This window comes from Leptolyngbya sp. O-77 (assembly GCF_001548395.1).
Classification (GTDB): domain Bacteria; phylum Cyanobacteriota; class Cyanobacteriia; order Elainellales; family Elainellaceae; genus Thermoleptolyngbya.
Genome location: NZ_AP017367.1, coordinates 2,779,604 through 2,795,749 on the forward strand (window position 1 = coordinate 2,779,604; position 16,146 = coordinate 2,795,749).

Consider the following 16,146-nt stretch of genomic DNA (forward strand, 5'->3'; position numbering starts at 1 on the left):
CTTGACCGTGCCTGCCTCCAGGCGACCTTTCCCATTGGGCTACTTTGCAACTCCAAACCCACCGCCCCCCGGCGTTTCGATTACCAGCGCATCCTCCGCGTGCATTTGCACCTCGGCGCAACTGGTCAAGTCTTCGCGGCGGCCGTCTTCCCGATCCACCCAGTTGCGTCCGGTTGCGCCGGGTTCGCCGCCTGCCAGCCCGAAGGGCGCGACCTGGCGAGAACTGGAGAGAATCGCGGCAGTCATGGGTTCGCGAAACTCGATCTCGCGAATTACGCCGTTGCCGCCGCGATGCCGCCCTGCGCCGCCGCTGTTGGAGCGAATCTCGAACCGACGCAGCAGCACAGGGAAGCGCCATTCCAGCACTTCGGGGTCAGTGAGGCGCGAGTTGGTCATGTGGGTCTGCACGGCATCGGTGCCGTCGAAGTCGGGGCCTGCGCCAGAGCCGCCGCAGATGGTTTCGTAGTACTGATACTTTTCGTTGCCAAAGGTGAGATTGTTCATTGTGCCCTGACTGGCAGCAAGGACCCCCAGTGCCCCGTAGAGACAGTTGGCGATCGCCTGCGACGTTTCTACATTGCCTGCCACCACTGCGGCAGGGTATTTGGGATTCAGTAGACAGCCTTCCGGCACGACAATTTCCAATGGTTTCAAGCAACCTGCATTCAGCGGAATGTCAGCATCGACCAGCGTGCGAAATACGTACAGCACGACGGCTTTGCAAATGGCCAGCGGCGCGTTGAAGTTATTCGCCTGCTGGGGCGATGTGCCTGTAAAGTCAATGCAAGCGGAACGTTCTTGAGGATTCAGGGCGATCGCCACCTGAAGGTGCTCTCCATTATCCAGCAGGTAGGTAAACTGACGGTTCAACATCCTCATATCACCGTTCGGCTGAACCTGCCGACTTAGGTTCACAATTACCTGTCGAACAGATTCCTCGGCGTTGTCCTGAACATGCTGCATATAATCCTGCACGATATCTAACCCGTAGTGGGCAACCATGCGGTGAAGTTCCCGCACGCCGCGCTCATTGGCGGCCACCTGCGCCTGCAAATCTGCTAGATTTTGCGCCAGATTTCGGACTGGATAAGATCCGGTTGTTAGGATTTCTGACATCTCTGCTTCGCGAAATTGTCCGTTTTCCACCAGCAACACGTTATCCAGCAGCACGCCTTCTTGCTCAATGTGGGTGCTGTTGGGCGGCATGGAACCGGGCGTGATGCCGCCGATGTCGGCGTGGTGGCCGCGAGAGGCAACGTAGAAGAGGGGAGTCGAGGAAGCGGCTTCTGCATTTGGGTTCATCGGCTGAAACACAGGCGTAATCACCGTGATATCGGGCAAATGCGTGCCGCCGTTGTAGGGATTGTTGGACACGTATACATCACCGGGTTTAATCGCATTGCCCCTAGCGGCAATGAGGGCGCGGACGTTTTCGCTCATGGAGCCGAGGTGAACCGGGATGTGGGGCGCGTTGGCAACGAGCTGGCCCTGTTGATCAAAGATGGCGCAGGAAAAATCTAGCCGTTCCTTGATGTTGACCGAGTAGCTGGTGTTTTGTAGTGTGATACCCATCTCTTCGGCGATCGCCATAAACAGGTTATTGAAGATTTCCAGCATCACCGGATCAGGCGAACCAGAGGCAGAATGGGTTGCGAGAGGGAAATCGGCTCCAGACTCTTCTTGCGTCCTGCTGTCATCATATTTCTTGAGAATTAGCATTCCACCAGACGTGAGTTCTGCCATCCATCCAGGCTCAACGACATTGGTACTGGTGGGTTCGATGATCAGGGCTGGGCCTATCAGGCGATCGCCCTCCCGCAGGTCTTGCCGCTGATACACGGGCGCGTCGTAGGTGATGCCGCCTGTGTGCATGGAAACCGTGGCGATCGCGGTTGTGTTTTGAGCAAAATCTGTCTTGAGGTCATTCACTCCGTCTGGTTTTGACGGTTCTACCCTTGTAATCTCAGAAGCGTGAATTGCTTCTACGGAAACAGCCTCAACGATCAGCGGTTTGTGTTCCATTGTGAATCCATAGCGCTGTCGATAGAGCCGTGAAAATGCATCTCGCATATCGTTGAGACTGGCGTATTCTACAATCAGCGCAGAATCTGTTCCTTCGTACCGCAGGTGAACCTTAGGACGAATCTCCACCTGCGTGTCTGTGTGCAGGGGGGTGTCTGATGCGGCGGCGATGCCCTGCTGCTGGAGATCTCGGCGGGCGGCGATCGCCAATTCCTGCAACACGCGCTCTATCTCTGGTCGCTGGGCATCCGTGAGGGGGGCTTCTATCGCCTGCTCGCGAATTGTCGTCACGTCCGCTAGCCCAATGCCGTAGGCCGAGAGAACGCCCGCATAGGGATGCAGAAAAATTTGCGAGATGCCCAGCGATTCGGCAATCCGGCAGGCATGTTGCCCACCCGCGCCGCCAAAGCAGCAGAGGGTGTATTCGGTAATGTCGTAACCGCGCTGAATGGAGATTTTTTTGATGGCGCTGGCCATTTTTTCGATGGCGATCGCCAGAAATCCTTCAGCCACCTGTTCGGGCAATTGCGCGTCGCCAGTACGGGTTCCAATCTCCGCCGCCAGTGCCGTGAATTTCTCCCGCACCACTGCGGCATCTAGCGGCAGATTTCCCTCCGGGCCAAAGACCGCTGGAAAAAACTGCGGCTGAATCTTACCCAACATCACGTTGCAATCGGTCACTGTCAGTGGGCCACCCTTGCGGTAGCAGGCAGGCCCCGGATGTGCGCCTGCGGAAGCCGGCCCCACGCGATATCGCGCCCCATCAAACTGGCAAATCGAGCCGCCACCCGCCGCCACCGTATGAATCGCCATCATCGGGGCCCGCAGCCGCACGCCTGCCACCTCGGTTTCAAAGGTGCGTTCATACTCGCCGCTAAAGTGCGACACGTCCGTAGAGGTGCCTCCCATGTCAAAGCCTATAATCTTGCTAAAACCCGCTTGCTGGCTGGTTTTGACTGCGCCCACAATGCCGCCTGCCGGGCCGGATAAGATACTGTCTTTCCCTTGAAACAGCGCTGCGTCGGTCAAGCCGCCGTTGGACTGCATAAAAAACAGCTTCGGCTGGGGGGAATCGCCGGAACCTGCCGTAACGCCCAACTCGGCGGCCACTCGATCCACATAGCGCCGCAAAATTGGGGATAAATAGGCATCCACAACCGTTGTATCGCCCCGACTCACCAACTTCATCAGCGGGCTGACCTGGTGAGAAACCGACACTTGGGTAAAGCCGATTTGCTGCGCCAGTTCTGCCGCCTGCTGCTCGTGGTCAGGATAGCGATAGCCGTGCAAGAACACAATCGCGCAACTGCGAATGCCCGCTGTATAGGCATCTTGCAACTCTTCCACCAACCCCGTTTCTAGCGGACGAAACGAAATGAGCACCTCGCCTTGGGCGCTGAGGCGTTCGTCTACCTCAATCACGCGCTCGTAGAGCATCTCAGGTAAGATAATTTGTCGTGCAAAGATATTAGGACGGTTTTGGTAGCCAATTCGCAGGGCATCCCGAAAGCCTTTGGTGATGAGCAGGAGCGTGCGATCGCCCTGCCGCTCTAGCAGCGCATTTGTCGCCACCGTCGTGCCCATTTTCACCGTCGCAATCTGCTCAGCAGGAATCGGCGCATCCGGCGGCAGCTCCAGCACATCGCGAATGCCCTGAATCGGCGCATCGGCATAGCGCTCTGGATTTTCCGACAGCAGCTTATGCACCACCACCCGCCCATCCGGTCGCCGCGCCACGATGTCGGTAAATGTGCCGCCCCGATCAATCCAAAACTGCCAGCCTTGTGTCGTCATGTCGCGCTCCTTCTGGTAATCGATTCAAACTCACCGTGCCAAGCCAACCGCTTCTTACTTGGCAAGGTGAAGCCAAGATGAGTGAAAATTTGCAAGCTGCTCTTAGCATCCTCTCATCTCGATCGCTGCCAGTTATGAAAATTGCGGCTCTATGAGCCAAGGTTTTGGCGTGAAACCTCTACATGGCAAGAGCTTTAATCTTCTTGACTGTGCCACCGCGAATGCATGACGCTATTGCCCTCCAGTAGTCATTGGCAGATTCCTCTAGTAGACTGTCAATACTGATAGATCGCCGTTTGTCTGGGAATTCTGAGATAGTTGCTTTTCCGAATCGTTCTATGACCTCTGCATCCGACAGCGAACCCACCCTCAGAGACTTGTCTAACAAGCTGGATCGGCTTTCCAGCGACGTTGGCACCCTTTCTAGCAATGTTGGCACGCTTTCCAGCGACGTTGGCACGCTTTCCAATGACGTTGAAACATTTTCAGGCGATCTGAAAAAATTTGATGAGCGCTTTGCGGATTATCGTCAGGCGACGCAGTGGGTGGTTCAGCTCGCCTTCACGCTGATTGCCAGCGCGACGCTCACAGTCATCATTACTTCGGTTTTGCGGAGGTAAGGCCTGCGACTCTCTACCTAAGCGCCCATGCCAGAATAGTGTCGCAGCCCACGCCGCCACAGCCAGCGATTTAGCCCATAGAACAGCGCAATCCACGCCAGCGTAATCAAGAACCCGTGTAGATAATTTCCGGGTAGCCCGACAAAGATACTCGCAGGAAAGTAAACCAGATAAGGAAGCGGTGTCCACTCTACAATCTGACGAGCCAGCGGTGGAAACACCTCTAGCGGAGCTACCACGCCAGAAAAGAAAAGATAAATAAGAAACCAAAACTGCTCAATCGCGCTGGCTTTTTCAATCCAAAACGCTAGCATCGACACGGTGTATTGCATGACGAAGCGCAGCAAAAACGCCAGCGCCGTTGCCGCCGACCCCAACAGGAAATTGCCCAAACTCGGCAGCCAAAACGCCTGCGGATAGAGCCAAAAAAACAGCCCCACCAGCACAAAGGCAAACGGCACGCGGGCAAAGCGCTCACCAATATGTGATGCGAAATAGTGCCAACCCGGATCGAGCGGTTGCAGCAAGCGCGACGACAGCTTTCCTTCCACTACGTCTCGCTCAAAGTCCCAGACGACCCAGACGATGGTGAACTGGCGCACCAGAAACACCGCCAGAAAATATCGCGCAAACTCCACCGGCGACAGCCCAAACTGCCCGCCCTGGGATGCCTCCATCCACACACCCATCAGAATCAGCGGCAGACTACCTGCCAGCACCCACAGGATTAGCTCGGCGCGATATTCCACCATGTAGGCGTAGTAGACGGACAGGAGCGTGCGGGCGGTGCGGAGCATGGGCAGTCACAGAATTAGGAGTTCGGCGCATCTGGTTGGGCTGGGCTGGAGCGGGGGAGAACCGTAATGGTTTGGACGTAGGTCGGGGCAGATTCCGGGTTTAAGGCAGAAATGCCGTCTGCCACCAGCCAGCATTCCAGTCGATAGACCCCTGGTTCTGATGGAAATGCAGCCTGTCCGATGGCGAGGGTTGCCCCACCGGGCTGCGTTCGACCAGAGACAAAGAGTTGATTGCCAATCCGGGGCGTTTTGTCTTCGCCTTTTGCATCATAAAATCTCAGTCGGATTTTCGCTTCACCCATTTTCTCGATGCCCGTTTGGTAGCCAAACCAGGGCGATGTCCCCGTATTGCGGAGGGCAAGTTTCAAAAGCCTTCGCTGACCGGAGCGAACTCTGGGGCGATCGCCCACGGGCACTTCATCCCCATCCAGATCGATCCAGTGCAGGCTCTCCGCCGTGCCTTGAAATCCTGCCAGATACGTTTTTCGATCCCGAATCGGTTTGTTGAACTTAGCAAGCAAATTTCTGGTGTGGCGCTCGATTTTGCTATCTTGCAACGCCCATAATCGTCCATTGCGCTCTGTGGCGGGCATCGGGCTGGCTTTCCAGTTGGTCTGGGTGAATGCCCCAATGGTTTGAATCAGGGTTGAAAGAATTAAGCTGATAAGAAACAGCGCCAAGACAAATCGTGCGCCCTGCCAGTTGCGCTTTAGCTTGGGGACAAGATCTGCCAAAAAGTAAGCAATCAAAAAACAAGAAATGGGCAACGTGTCTGCTAAGAAACGCGGCCCAAAAGAGTCGTTTCCACCCAGCCAAATTAAGTAGAAGCTATATTGCAGGTAAAGCAGGAAAACGCTGACCATCAGGCACAAAAGCAGCCATTCATCCCGACGGTTTTCTCGCTTCCACCTTCGCAGCAGGCGATAAGCTCCCGGAATTGCAAACAGCAGCACGGGCGAGAAGACCAGAATCCCGTTACTAGGGCTGAGCAGCAGTCCTAGAGAACCTCTTCTAAATTGCTCGAACGTCCAGGAATAGGAAGATGGATGCTTCTCGATGTGTGAAATATATCCACCGACAATCAGGTTGTCCCAGCCGAAATAGTAGAGGTTCCAGCCCAAGTGAAACAGCACGCTTGGTAATCCCAGCAAAAAGAAGATAGCTTCCTTTCGATAGGCAAGAACCACGTACAGAAAAATAATCGCTGAAAACAGGGCGCTAGTAATTCGAGCGCTGGGGAGAATGCCGCAAAAAATCCCTGCCAAAAATAGCAGCAGCCTGCGGTTTTTTCCCTCACTATGCTCCACTTTGAGCAAACACAGTAGAATCCCCGAAAGCAGCAAGTTGGAAACGGTGTGCTGGCGTAAATCCTGTGAGCAAATGGGCCAGCTCCCGGTAGCAAAGGCAAACACAAAAGTAGAAACCGCTGCAACGCTGGGGCTGAATTTGAGGCGGGTGCTGAGATAAAAGAAAACAACCGTCAAGGCAGTGGAAATGGTCGCAGCAAACTTGCTAAACCCCTGACGATAGGTTGCAAAGTCTTCGCTAGCCACGTCAGGAAATCCGGCTGGAAAAAGGTTGAGAACGCCGCCCGTGATTCCGTCCAAAAAAGCAGCCAGCTTGAGCGCAAAGTAATAGAGAACGGCGAGAGGAAACGTGACCAGCGCTGGCCCAATAGGAAATCGAGAAGATAAATGACCGGTGGGTGATTCTATGAAATAGAACGGGATGCCGCCGCCGCGATACAGATAGCCGTCTCGGAACGCATCAAAGTTTAGGCTGTGGTTTTGCAGCCAGTTGAATCCCAAAAGCGTGTTGGTCACGTTGTCGCTGGAGTTCAAATCCACGCGGCCATTCATGGCGTAGACAAACACGCAGGCCCAGAAGATTGCCAGACTGGTTGCTGCGACCGGACGCTGGGCAGCGGTCTGTCGGAGGCGATCGCCCACCGTCATCCACTTCATGACCAGACGCTCGACCAAGGACACTTGCACTTCCTTACTGACCAGATCGCAACACAGAGAGATCCAAACCAAAAATTTAAGTTCAGATCGGTCAATCTCACACAAGCCAACATTCTAGCGGCAAGGGAGCCGTCCCGTTAAGCCGATGCGCTGTCGCCCGTATTGTCCAGACCGCCGCTTTGAAACACGCGCCCAATCACCTCTTCCACAGGCGGATCGGTGACCGTGAGATCGGCAATGTCTAGCTCCGCCAGCAGCCGCGATAGGGTCTGCGTCAGCGCTTCCTGGGGCACGATGAAATGAGCCACGCGGCCCTCGATCGCCTTCAGGTGTCCGAAGCGTTCTAGAACCTGAGGCTGTGGGTCTTGCCCCAATTCCACCGTCACCTCGCGGCAGGGCGAAAACCGCTCCAGCAGTCCGTCCAGGCTGCCGTCATAGATTAGCTTGCCTTGATGAATCATCAGCACGCGGCGGCAGAGGGCGGTGATGTCTGCCATGTAGTGGCTGGTCAGCAGCACGGTGGCTTGAAACTGCTGGTTATATTGCCGCAAAAAGTCGCGGACGCTGCTCTGGGCATTCACATCCAGCCCCAGCGTCGGTTCATCCAAAAACAGCACCTTGGGCTGGTGGATTAGCGCCGCTAGCAGTTCCGCTTTCATCCGCTCGCCCAACGACAGCTTGCGGACGGGCTGATTGAGCTGTCGATCTAGGGCCAGCATGTCGCTCAGTTCTCCCAGGCGGCGGCGAAACTCCACATCGGGAATGCCGTAGACGGCGGCGTTGATCCGCAGCGAGTCGAGCGTGGGCAAATCCCAAATCAACTGCTGCTTTTGCCCCATCACGAGAGTAATTTTTTGCAAAAAGCCTGGTTCGCGCCGATAGGGGACGTGTCCCGCCACCGAGATACGCCCGCTAGAGGGGTGAATCAGCCCGGTCAGCATTTTCAGCGTGGTGGTTTTGCCTGCGCCGTTGGGGCCGAGGAACCCGACAAATTCGCCCGGCTCGATCGCAAAGGACACGTCCTGCACGGCAGGAATGTTGCGGTAGGTGCGCCGAAAGAAGTGGGTCAGCGTGCCTTTGAGTCCCGGCTCTTTGACCGCAACGGGGTAGACCTTACTGAGGCGATCGACAGTGATGATAGACATTGACCTGAGGGGCGAACGGCGGGGCAGAGGGGAAGGCTGCCAGTACCCCTTTACGATACAGGCATCCCTCCAGGATTAGCGTGAGTCATTGGAGACCCACGGATTCAGTCTAAATTTCTCCGTGAGATATTCAATAAAGCAGCGCACTTTGGCAGGGACAAAGCGGCTGCGGCGGTAGACCGCGTAGATGGGCAGGGGCAGGGGCTGATAGTCCTTGAGCAAGAGCCGCAGGCGACCGGAATCCAGCAGATCGCCAAATAGCCAGACGGGGCAAACGGCGATGCCCAGTCCCGCCAGGACGGCTTCGCGGATGGCGACGGAGTTATCCACCTGCAAGTTGCCCGTTGCGGTGATGTGAATGGGGCCGCGGGTGGGGCATTGAAAGTGCCATTCATTGCCAGAGGCCAGGCGCGTGTAGACGATGCAGTTGTGATGGGCGAGGTCTTCGGGCGTTTGGGGTTCTGGGCGATCGCCCAAATAGGACGCAGCCGCAACGGTGATGCGGCGCGTGGTGCCAATGCGGTGGGAAATCAGCGTGGAGTCAGTCACTTGACCAATGCGGATCGCCAGATCCGTGCCGTCTTCCACCAAATCGACAAAGCGATCGCTCAGGTTTAGATCCAGCTTGATGTCGGGATAGCGCTCTAGAAAACCCTTGAGATAGGGCATGAGCTGATGTTGCCCGAACGCGACAGGGCAGCTTACTCGCAGCGTGCCGACGGGATTTTGGCGCTGCCCCACGCTGGCTTCGGCCGCTGCTGCCGCCTCTAGCACCACCTGGCAATGCTCAAAAAATCGCTCCCCTTCTGGCGTGAGCTGGAGTTTGCGGGTAGAGCGCGTCAGGAGCTGCACGTCCAGATAGTCTTCGAGCGCAGCAATTTGCTTGCTGACGGTGGGCTGGGTGGTGTGGCGTTCGCGAGCCACCGCCGAAAAGCTGCCCGTTTCCACCACGCGCACAAAGCTCTGAATGCAGTCGAGGCGATCCATGACTCAGGTTATTCTAATTTTGAATCAATCAAATTCCAATCTGCCATCTTCTCAAACACTTTTGAATCAATCAAGATGAGAGATGTGGAGAGCGATGCGGCGCAACACCATCCGCAACCCTCTCTCCCAATGCTTTTCAGACTTTTCACCGCAACTCTTAAACCCTTTCCAGGAGATGGACATGAACCTTCAAGACTCAGTGGCCTTTGTGACCGGAGCCAATCGCGGCATTGGCAAAGCCTATGTGGAGGCGCTGGTGCAGGCGGGCGCTCGACGCATCTACGCCGCTGCGCGATCGCTCGATTCGCTAAACGATGTGGTGGCAATCGCCCCTGACCGAATTGTGGCGATCGCCCTCGACGTGACCGATGCGTCCCAGGTGCAGGCTGCTGCCGCCGCCGCGCCAGACGTGACCCTGCTGATCAACAATGCGGGCGTGCTGGGGGCAGGCGGCCTGTTTACTGACCGCAGCGTGGAAACGGCGCAGTGGGAAATGACGACCAACTACTTTGGCACACTGGCGATGATTCGCGCCTTTGCGCCGATTCTGAAGCAAAACGGCGGCGGGGCGATCGCCAACATGCTCTCCATTGCATCTGTCGTCAACGTGCCCGTGTTCAGTTCCTACAGCGCGTCCAAGGCGGCGCTCTATTCCCTGACGCAGGGCGCTCGCGCGGAGCTGACGCAGCAGGGAACCCTCGTCGTCGGCGCGTTTCCGGGGCCCGTGGACACGGCAATGGCGGAAGCTGTGCCGCTCGACAAAGCCGCCCCCATCGAGGTGGCAAAAGCCGTGCTAGAAGCGATCGCCCAGGGCGCTGAAGAGGTGTATCCCGACCCAGTTTCTCAGCATGTGTTTGCCAACCTGAAAACGCCGCTCAAAGAGGCTGAAAAGCAGTTTGCTGGGATGTTGCCGCAATGAGAATGGGCGTGGCAGATAGAGGGCGATCGCCAAGAATCCTGAGTAGAGCTGGAGATAGTTTAGAACTTTATCAATAGCCTCTGTTCCTCCTAAACTCATTTTCAGTCTGGCAAGAATATAACAAAAAGAAAGCCTCTTTCTTCCGCGCAGAATGAGGCTTTTAACTTGAGCCAGAAAAGCATCAAGTCGCGGCATAACTTTGAGACTCTGAACTCTCTTGTGGAATCCATTGGGTCATCCAGTCGAGCATTTGCTGAAGCTTTTCATCCATTCTTGATTTCAGGTTCACATCTGAATTTCCTTCATAGAAATCCAACTTTGCCTCTTCTAAAACTTGCATCCAGGCACTAGCCATAAATGCTGTTTCAACAACAAAGAAGATTGCAAGGGCAGGATGTATGTCGAAGGGAAGATTCCAGGAAAATTTAGCCCACTTAGATAGGGTGTCACTCAAATTACTAAACATTTCGTTTTCAAGCAAGAAGCTATCGGCAAAATTCTTGATTGATTCACTTATCCATTGCAGGGCTTCAGTCATAGAATTAAACCCTTGCCAATCAACCTCGCTGAGTTTATCTTGCAAGACAGCAGAGGTTTCGAGAAGCAAACTCCATTTAGAAATTGCAGCCAGATCTTCCTCTATACAGTTAAAATGAAACTCAGAAGATACTCCTCCAAACATTCTTTTAAGAATTCTATTCCTGACAAGTGGCACGATTCCTGCATAAGACGTGCCTGGTATAATGCCGAGCAAACCTCTTAAGAAAGCGCCTTCTCCTATCCACTTCACCGCACTCATCTTCATCGAGCCAATTGCCTCTTGGATTAAGCTATTGGTTCGATCATTCAAAACTTTTTCTGAAGCTTCACATAGCCTATCCAAGCCATGTGCTTCTAATATCTCATCATACGTCTCAGCTTCTGCGCAAACACGAACAACTGTATCAATTTTCAAATTACAGTCAGTCTGGCTGATTAGTTGCTCAACGTAAGATTCTTTATTTCTAGGGCTGCGAGTAACAACTAACATAACTGGAGCGTAATTGGCAAGTTCTTTAATCCAGTCTACTTCCAAGTTCCCTTCTCGATTCGCATTTTGATAATTCAAACAATACCAAACGAGATGAATTTGATTCTTGCAAAGATTACTCTGCTTTTTGTTTTTCAGGAATTGTAGAATATCTTTCTTAACCTTTTGAGGTCTTCTCTCTAATCCTTCAGAGTCATAGATGGATACGCTCCCTCTTATATTTCTGTAGGGCGCTCTCGAAATTCCTCGCGTTATTTCTTGACGCACAGATACATCGAGCGCACGACGAATAAGTGTACTCTTGCCTGCACCTGTATCACCGACAACTAAAATGTTGCACGTATCGCTTAAACGGAAAAATTTTGAGCAAGACTGTCCGAATTGGGCGAACGGAATGTGCGGTGGCAGCATATTCATGATGCAAGGGTATTGAACATAGTAGGCAGATGTTAACTAGATTGTTCCCCTTGTGGCGTTGCTACTAACTCGTATTTGCTTCGGTTCAGTGTTTCTGACTTTCGAGCCAACGTGGGCATTCATGCAGCTTAGCCACGGTTGGAAAAGTGGCGCAGGCGGGGTTAGGGTAGAGGCGAGTTCATCTTTCGTTACTCGTTACCCAACTTCTGAGGAACTTCCTGCCATGTCTCGACCTGTTTTGTACGTTGCGGTTACGAATCACGGGTTTGGGCATGTGACGCGGACGGCGGCCGTGGTGGCAGAGATTCAGCGGCGCTGCCCCGAGATTTTACCCATCATGGTGACGACGGCTCCGCGCTGGCTGCTGGATTCCTACCTGGAAGGCGAATTTTTGCACCGCCCCAGAGCGTTTGATGTGGGCGTGGTTCAGCCCGACAGCCTAACGATGGACTTGCCCGCCACGCTGGCCAAGCTGAAGGAAATCCGCGATCGCGCTTCCTCGATCATTGCCAGCGAGGTCAGCTTCATCCGCCAAAATCGCGTGGGGGCTGGTGCTGGGCGATATTCCCCCCGCTAGCCGCGCCGATCGCCCGTGCCGCTGGTGTGCCCTGCTGGATGGGCAGCAACTTTGGCTGGGACTATATCTATCGCGCCTGGGGCGGCGAGTTTGTGGAGATTGCCGACTGGATTGGCGAGTGCTTTGCCCAGTGCGATCGCCTGTTTCGGATGCCGTTTCATGAGCCGATGAGCGCGTTTCCCGTCGTGCAAGACGTGGGCCTCACGGGTGGCAGCCCCCGCCACAGCCCGGACGACCTGCGGAGCAAGTTCAACCTGAGTGCGCCAAAAGAGAAGACGGCGCTGCTCACCTTTGGCGGGCTGGGGCTGGCAGAAATTCCGTATCACAACCTGACGCGCTTTCCCGACTGGCAGTTCATCACCACCGATAAGCAAGCTCCCGACCTGCCCAATCTGGTGAATGTGGGCGGCACCACCTTCCGCCCGGTGGACTTTATGCCGCTGTGCGGGCGAGTTGTCTCAAAACCAGGCTTTGGCACCTTTTCTGAGGCCTGTCGCCTGGACGTGCCGATTGTCAGCCTCACCCGCGACGACTTTGCCGAAGCGGCCTGCCTGCTGGCGGGGATTCGTCGCCACTGCTTTCACCGCATCATCACCCCGGCTGAATTTGTCGAGGGCGATTGGGACTTTTTGCAAGCGCCGCTGAATCCGCCAGAAACCGACCTGCCGCTGGATAAGGCTGGCAATGAGGCGATCGCCCAGGCGGTCGTAAACTATTTTGCAAAGGCATAAGCCCGCATCAGCCATTGGATAATGGGGGAAAAAGGAGATGATTATCAAGTTGCCGTCGATCGCCGCGTTGTTGATGCTCTGCTGCAATTCCCTATATTTCTCATGAATACCCTGCCCCCTGGCACCTTTGGACTGCCTTTTCTCGGCGAAACGCTCAACTTCTTCACCGATCCGAATTTTGCCCAAAAGCGCCATGAACAGTACGGCAACCTGTTCAAAACCCGCTTGTTGGGCAAGCCAACGATTTTTATGCGGGGTGTAGAAGCAAATCAGTTTGTGCTGAGCAACGAAAACACCTACTTTAGCGTAGACTGGCCGCCCAGCACGAAGGCGCTGCTGGGGAAGCTGTCGCTGGCCCTGCAAACCGGGCACGAACATCAGTCGCGCCGCAAGTTGCTAGCCCAGGCCTTTATGCCACGAGCGCTGTCGGGCTATATCCGCACGATGGAAACCATCACCCAGCGCTACACCCAGCGCTGGCAGCAGCAGGGCGAACTAACCTGGTATCCCGAACTGCGAAACTATACGCTGGATATTGCCTGCAAGCTGCTGGTGGGGCTGGACAAGGGTTCCCAAACTCGCCTGGGTCACGTTTTTGAAACCTGGTGTCAGGGGTTGTTTTCGATTCCGCTGAATTTGCCGTGGACAGCTTTTGGCAAAGCCAAACGGGCGCGGAGGTTGCTCCTGCAAGAAATGGAGCAGATCATCTGCGATCGCCAGCAGAGACTCTCTCAGTCCCTCAATTCCTCAGATGGGCCAGAGTCAGACGGGCCAGAGGCCAGCGACGCACTGGATTTGCTGATTCGCGCCCGCGACGAGGACGGTCAGAGCCTCAGCCTAGAAGAACTGAAGGATCAAGTCTTACTGCTGCTGTTTGCGGGGCATGAAACCCTGACCTCGGCGATCGCCTCCTTTTGCCTGCTCACGGCCCAGTCGCCCGACGTGCTAGAGAAGCTGCGGGCCGAGCAGCGTGGATTTGACCCAGCCGCGCCGCTGAGCCTCGACTTGCTGAAACAAATGACCTATCTAGAGCAAGTGCTGCGAGAGGTGCTGCGGCGCATTCCCCCGGTTGGTGGCGGCTTTCGCACGGTGCTGCAAGACTGTACCTATGGTGGCTACACCATCCCCAAGAACTGGAGCGTGCTGTACCAGATTGGGCCAACACACCAAGATGCATCCCTCTATCCCCAGCCAGAGCGGTTTGACCCAGAGCGATTTAGCGCAGCCCAACTGGGCGATCGCTCGGCCGATCAGCAGCGCTACGGATATGTGCCCTTTGGCGGCGGCATCCGCGAGTGTTTGGGGAAAGAATTTGCTCGGCTAGAAATGAAGATCTTTGCCACTCATCTGCTGCGGCACTGGCAGTGGACGCTGCTGCCCGACCAGGACTTGAGCCTGGTGGTTGTGCCCACCCCCCATCCTCGCAGCGGGCTGCGGGTGGCGTTTACGGCGCTGAAGGCTGGCTGATGGCTATTTCTCCCCCGTTCATCGTCATTAATGGCCAGCAGCAGCTTTCTCTTGCCCAGGCGGTGCGATACTTGCAGGCGGCGGGCAAGCTGGACGAAATGATTGGCGAAATCCTGCGGCAGTTTGTGCTGGATCAGGCATTGGGCGATCGCGCTGGGGGGCAGCCGACCGGGGCAGAGGTGGAGGCGGCGATCGCCCAATTTCGCCAGCAGGCTGACCTCACCGATCCCCTCGCGTTTCAAACCTGGCTGGAGTCTCAAGGACTAGATGTAGAAGCCCTGCAAACCCAAACCCAGCGGGAACTCCAGCTTCGCCAACTGCGCGATCGCCTGACGGAACCACACCTGTCGCAATATTTCATCGAGCGCAAGCTAGATCTCGATCAGGTCGTGCTGTCGCGGCTGGCGGTGGGCGATCGCGATTTGGCGGAGGAGCTTTATCAACAGTTGCTAGAGGGCGCAAGTTTCGAGACCCTGGCGCAGGACTATTCCCAAACGGGCGATCGCCTGTTTAACGGAATGCTGGGTCTGCTGAGCCGAGGCAGCCTGCCCGATGCCCTCCGCGCTGCTGTCGATGCGGCGACTCCGGGTGACGTGCTGCCGCCGCTGTTTATCGAGCCAGAAAACCTGTGGTGTGTCTTCCGACTGGATCGCGTCCTGCCTGCCACGCTCGATCATCCGGAGGTGCTGGAAGCCCTGCGGAATGAACTCTTCGACCAGTGGATCATGAGGCAGTTGGATGGTCTGGATATTGAGGTGCTGGTGGGAGAGTGAGGAGGATGGGCAGTTTTTTTAGATTTTGGATTCTAGATTTTGGATTTTGGATTTTGGGCGATGTTTGCAGGAAAGCGAAAGCCTGAGACTTGCTCACGATGCCCTTCCTGCCCGATCGCTCTTGGTCATCCCCAGCGTAGCGATCGCCGCGATGCCCAAAATTGACACCAGCAAGCCCGTTGAACCCAGCGTCGTGCTGGCTATGGCTAGGATCAGGCTGAGCGCCAGGACAATCCAGCGGTTGGGATGGTGAAGCTGACGAATGGCGTTGACAAGTAGGTAAATAAACAGCGCAGGCAGGGCGAAGGTCAGCCAGCGTTCGGGAATCCGTAGCCCAACGACGCAGCCGAGCCAGGTGCCCGCCACCCACGCTGCCCAGCAGCAGCAGTGCATCCCCAAATAGTAGGCAAACGGGCGCTGGGGGTCAGACATTTCCAGGGCAAACACTTCATCCACCAGTCCGTGGCACAGCAGCCAGCGCTGCCAGATGGGGAACCGGGCATAGCGATGACGGGCGATCGCCAGACTCATGGGCACATGGCGCAGGTTCATCACTAGCACGGTGATCAAAATGCTCAGCGCGGCCAGCCCTTGCCGCAGCCCCTCTATGGCCGCAAACTGGGACGCGCCTGCAAAGATCCACGCCGACAGGCCCAGGGTCGCCTCCGCCGACAGCTTGGTCTGGATGGCGATCGCCCCAAAGCTCACGGCCGTCGGCAAAAATCCGGCTACAATTCCCAGCGCCCGCGTCCCGCCGCGCAAAAACTCTGGCATGTCTCCTTCTCCGGTTGGTTTTTCATTTGCTTAACTTTTGGCTTAACAGCGGCAACGGTGGTGGTGTTGCCGGGGGGCGATCGCTAGACTAAGGCCATCAGCAACCAGTCCTCGAACCCCCCGAAACTT

The 16,146-nt window shown here is 55.7% G+C and carries 13 protein-coding genes; 6 read left to right on the forward strand and 7 right to left on the reverse strand.

Features of this window, described 5'->3' with window-relative positions:
* Positions 1 to 39 precede the first annotated feature (39 nt).
* Positions 40 to 3,816 (reverse strand): hydantoinase B/oxoprolinase family protein, encoded by a 3,777-nt coding sequence (locus O77CONTIG1_RS11835; RefSeq protein WP_068510818.1) that lies wholly within the window; start codon positions 3,814 to 3,816, stop codon positions 40 to 42.
* Positions 3,817 to 4,193: 377 nt separating this feature from the next.
* Here O77CONTIG1_RS11835 and O77CONTIG1_RS11840 point away from each other — a divergent pair, with 377 nt between their 5' ends.
* Positions 4,194 to 4,436, forward strand: coding sequence for a hypothetical protein (locus O77CONTIG1_RS11840; protein ID WP_286132285.1), 243 nt, complete (start codon positions 4,194 to 4,196; stop codon positions 4,434 to 4,436).
* A gap of 17 nt (positions 4,437 to 4,453) precedes the next feature.
* Here O77CONTIG1_RS11840 and O77CONTIG1_RS11845 read toward each other — a convergent pair whose 3' ends face one another.
* From O77CONTIG1_RS11845 to O77CONTIG1_RS11860, 4 genes are all read right to left on the reverse strand, one after another.
* Positions 4,454 to 5,233: an ABC transporter permease gene (locus tag O77CONTIG1_RS11845; RefSeq protein WP_068510821.1), complete on the reverse strand. Its 780-nt coding sequence runs from the start codon at positions 5,231 to 5,233 to the stop codon at positions 4,454 to 4,456.
* 14 nt (positions 5,234 to 5,247) lie between these two features.
* Positions 5,248 to 7,221, reverse strand: coding sequence for a hypothetical protein (locus tag O77CONTIG1_RS11850; protein ID WP_156435190.1), 1,974 nt, complete (start codon positions 7,219 to 7,221; stop codon positions 5,248 to 5,250).
* Positions 7,222 to 7,334: 113 nt separating this feature from the next.
* A complete protein-coding gene (locus O77CONTIG1_RS11855) occupies positions 7,335 to 8,342 on the reverse strand; it encodes an ATP-binding cassette domain-containing protein (protein ID WP_068510826.1) in 1,008 nt (335 codons plus the stop codon).
* A gap of 75 nt (positions 8,343 to 8,417) precedes the next feature.
* Positions 8,418 to 9,329, reverse strand: a complete 912-nt coding sequence (locus O77CONTIG1_RS11860; RefSeq protein WP_068510828.1) for a LysR family transcriptional regulator — start codon at positions 9,327 to 9,329, stop codon at positions 8,418 to 8,420.
* A gap of 181 nt (positions 9,330 to 9,510) precedes the next feature.
* Here O77CONTIG1_RS11860 and O77CONTIG1_RS11865 point away from each other — a divergent pair, with 181 nt between their 5' ends.
* The gene (locus O77CONTIG1_RS11865) at positions 9,511 to 10,248 is read left to right on the forward strand and encodes an SDR family oxidoreductase (RefSeq protein ID WP_068516462.1); all 738 of its coding nucleotides are present in this window, start codon (positions 9,511 to 9,513) and stop codon (positions 10,246 to 10,248) included.
* A 181-nt stretch (positions 10,249 to 10,429) separates the two neighbouring features.
* Here O77CONTIG1_RS11865 and O77CONTIG1_RS11870 read toward each other — a convergent pair whose 3' ends face one another.
* The gene (locus tag O77CONTIG1_RS11870; protein ID WP_068510829.1) at positions 10,430 to 11,695 is read right to left on the reverse strand and encodes a GTPase domain-containing protein; all 1,266 of its coding nucleotides are present in this window, start codon (positions 11,693 to 11,695) and stop codon (positions 10,430 to 10,432) included.
* Between the two features lie 223 nt (positions 11,696 to 11,918).
* Here O77CONTIG1_RS11870 and O77CONTIG1_RS27910 point away from each other — a divergent pair, with 223 nt between their 5' ends.
* From O77CONTIG1_RS27910 to O77CONTIG1_RS11885, 4 genes are all read left to right on the forward strand, one after another.
* A complete protein-coding gene (locus tag O77CONTIG1_RS27910) occupies positions 11,919 to 12,272 on the forward strand; it encodes a hypothetical protein (RefSeq protein WP_317134091.1) in 354 nt (117 codons plus the stop codon).
* A 38-nt stretch (positions 12,273 to 12,310) separates the two neighbouring features.
* Complete coding sequence (locus O77CONTIG1_RS27915; protein WP_317134092.1) at positions 12,311 to 13,003, forward strand: hypothetical protein; 693 nt, start codon at positions 12,311 to 12,313, stop codon at positions 13,001 to 13,003.
* Positions 13,004 to 13,105: 102 nt separating this feature from the next.
* The gene (locus O77CONTIG1_RS11880; RefSeq protein ID WP_068516465.1) at positions 13,106 to 14,470 is read left to right on the forward strand and encodes a cytochrome P450; all 1,365 of its coding nucleotides are present in this window, start codon (positions 13,106 to 13,108) and stop codon (positions 14,468 to 14,470) included.
* On the forward strand, positions 14,470 to 15,243 hold the full coding sequence (locus O77CONTIG1_RS11885; RefSeq protein ID WP_068510831.1) for a peptidylprolyl isomerase: 774 nt from the start codon (positions 14,470 to 14,472) through the stop codon (positions 15,241 to 15,243). Before O77CONTIG1_RS11880 ends, O77CONTIG1_RS11885 begins: the two co-directional genes overlap by 1 nt.
* A gap of 93 nt (positions 15,244 to 15,336) precedes the next feature.
* Here O77CONTIG1_RS11885 and O77CONTIG1_RS11890 read toward each other — a convergent pair whose 3' ends face one another.
* Positions 15,337 to 16,017, reverse strand: a complete 681-nt coding sequence (locus O77CONTIG1_RS11890) for an AzlC family ABC transporter permease (protein WP_068510834.1) — start codon at positions 16,015 to 16,017, stop codon at positions 15,337 to 15,339.
* Positions 16,018 to 16,146 lie beyond the last annotated feature (129 nt).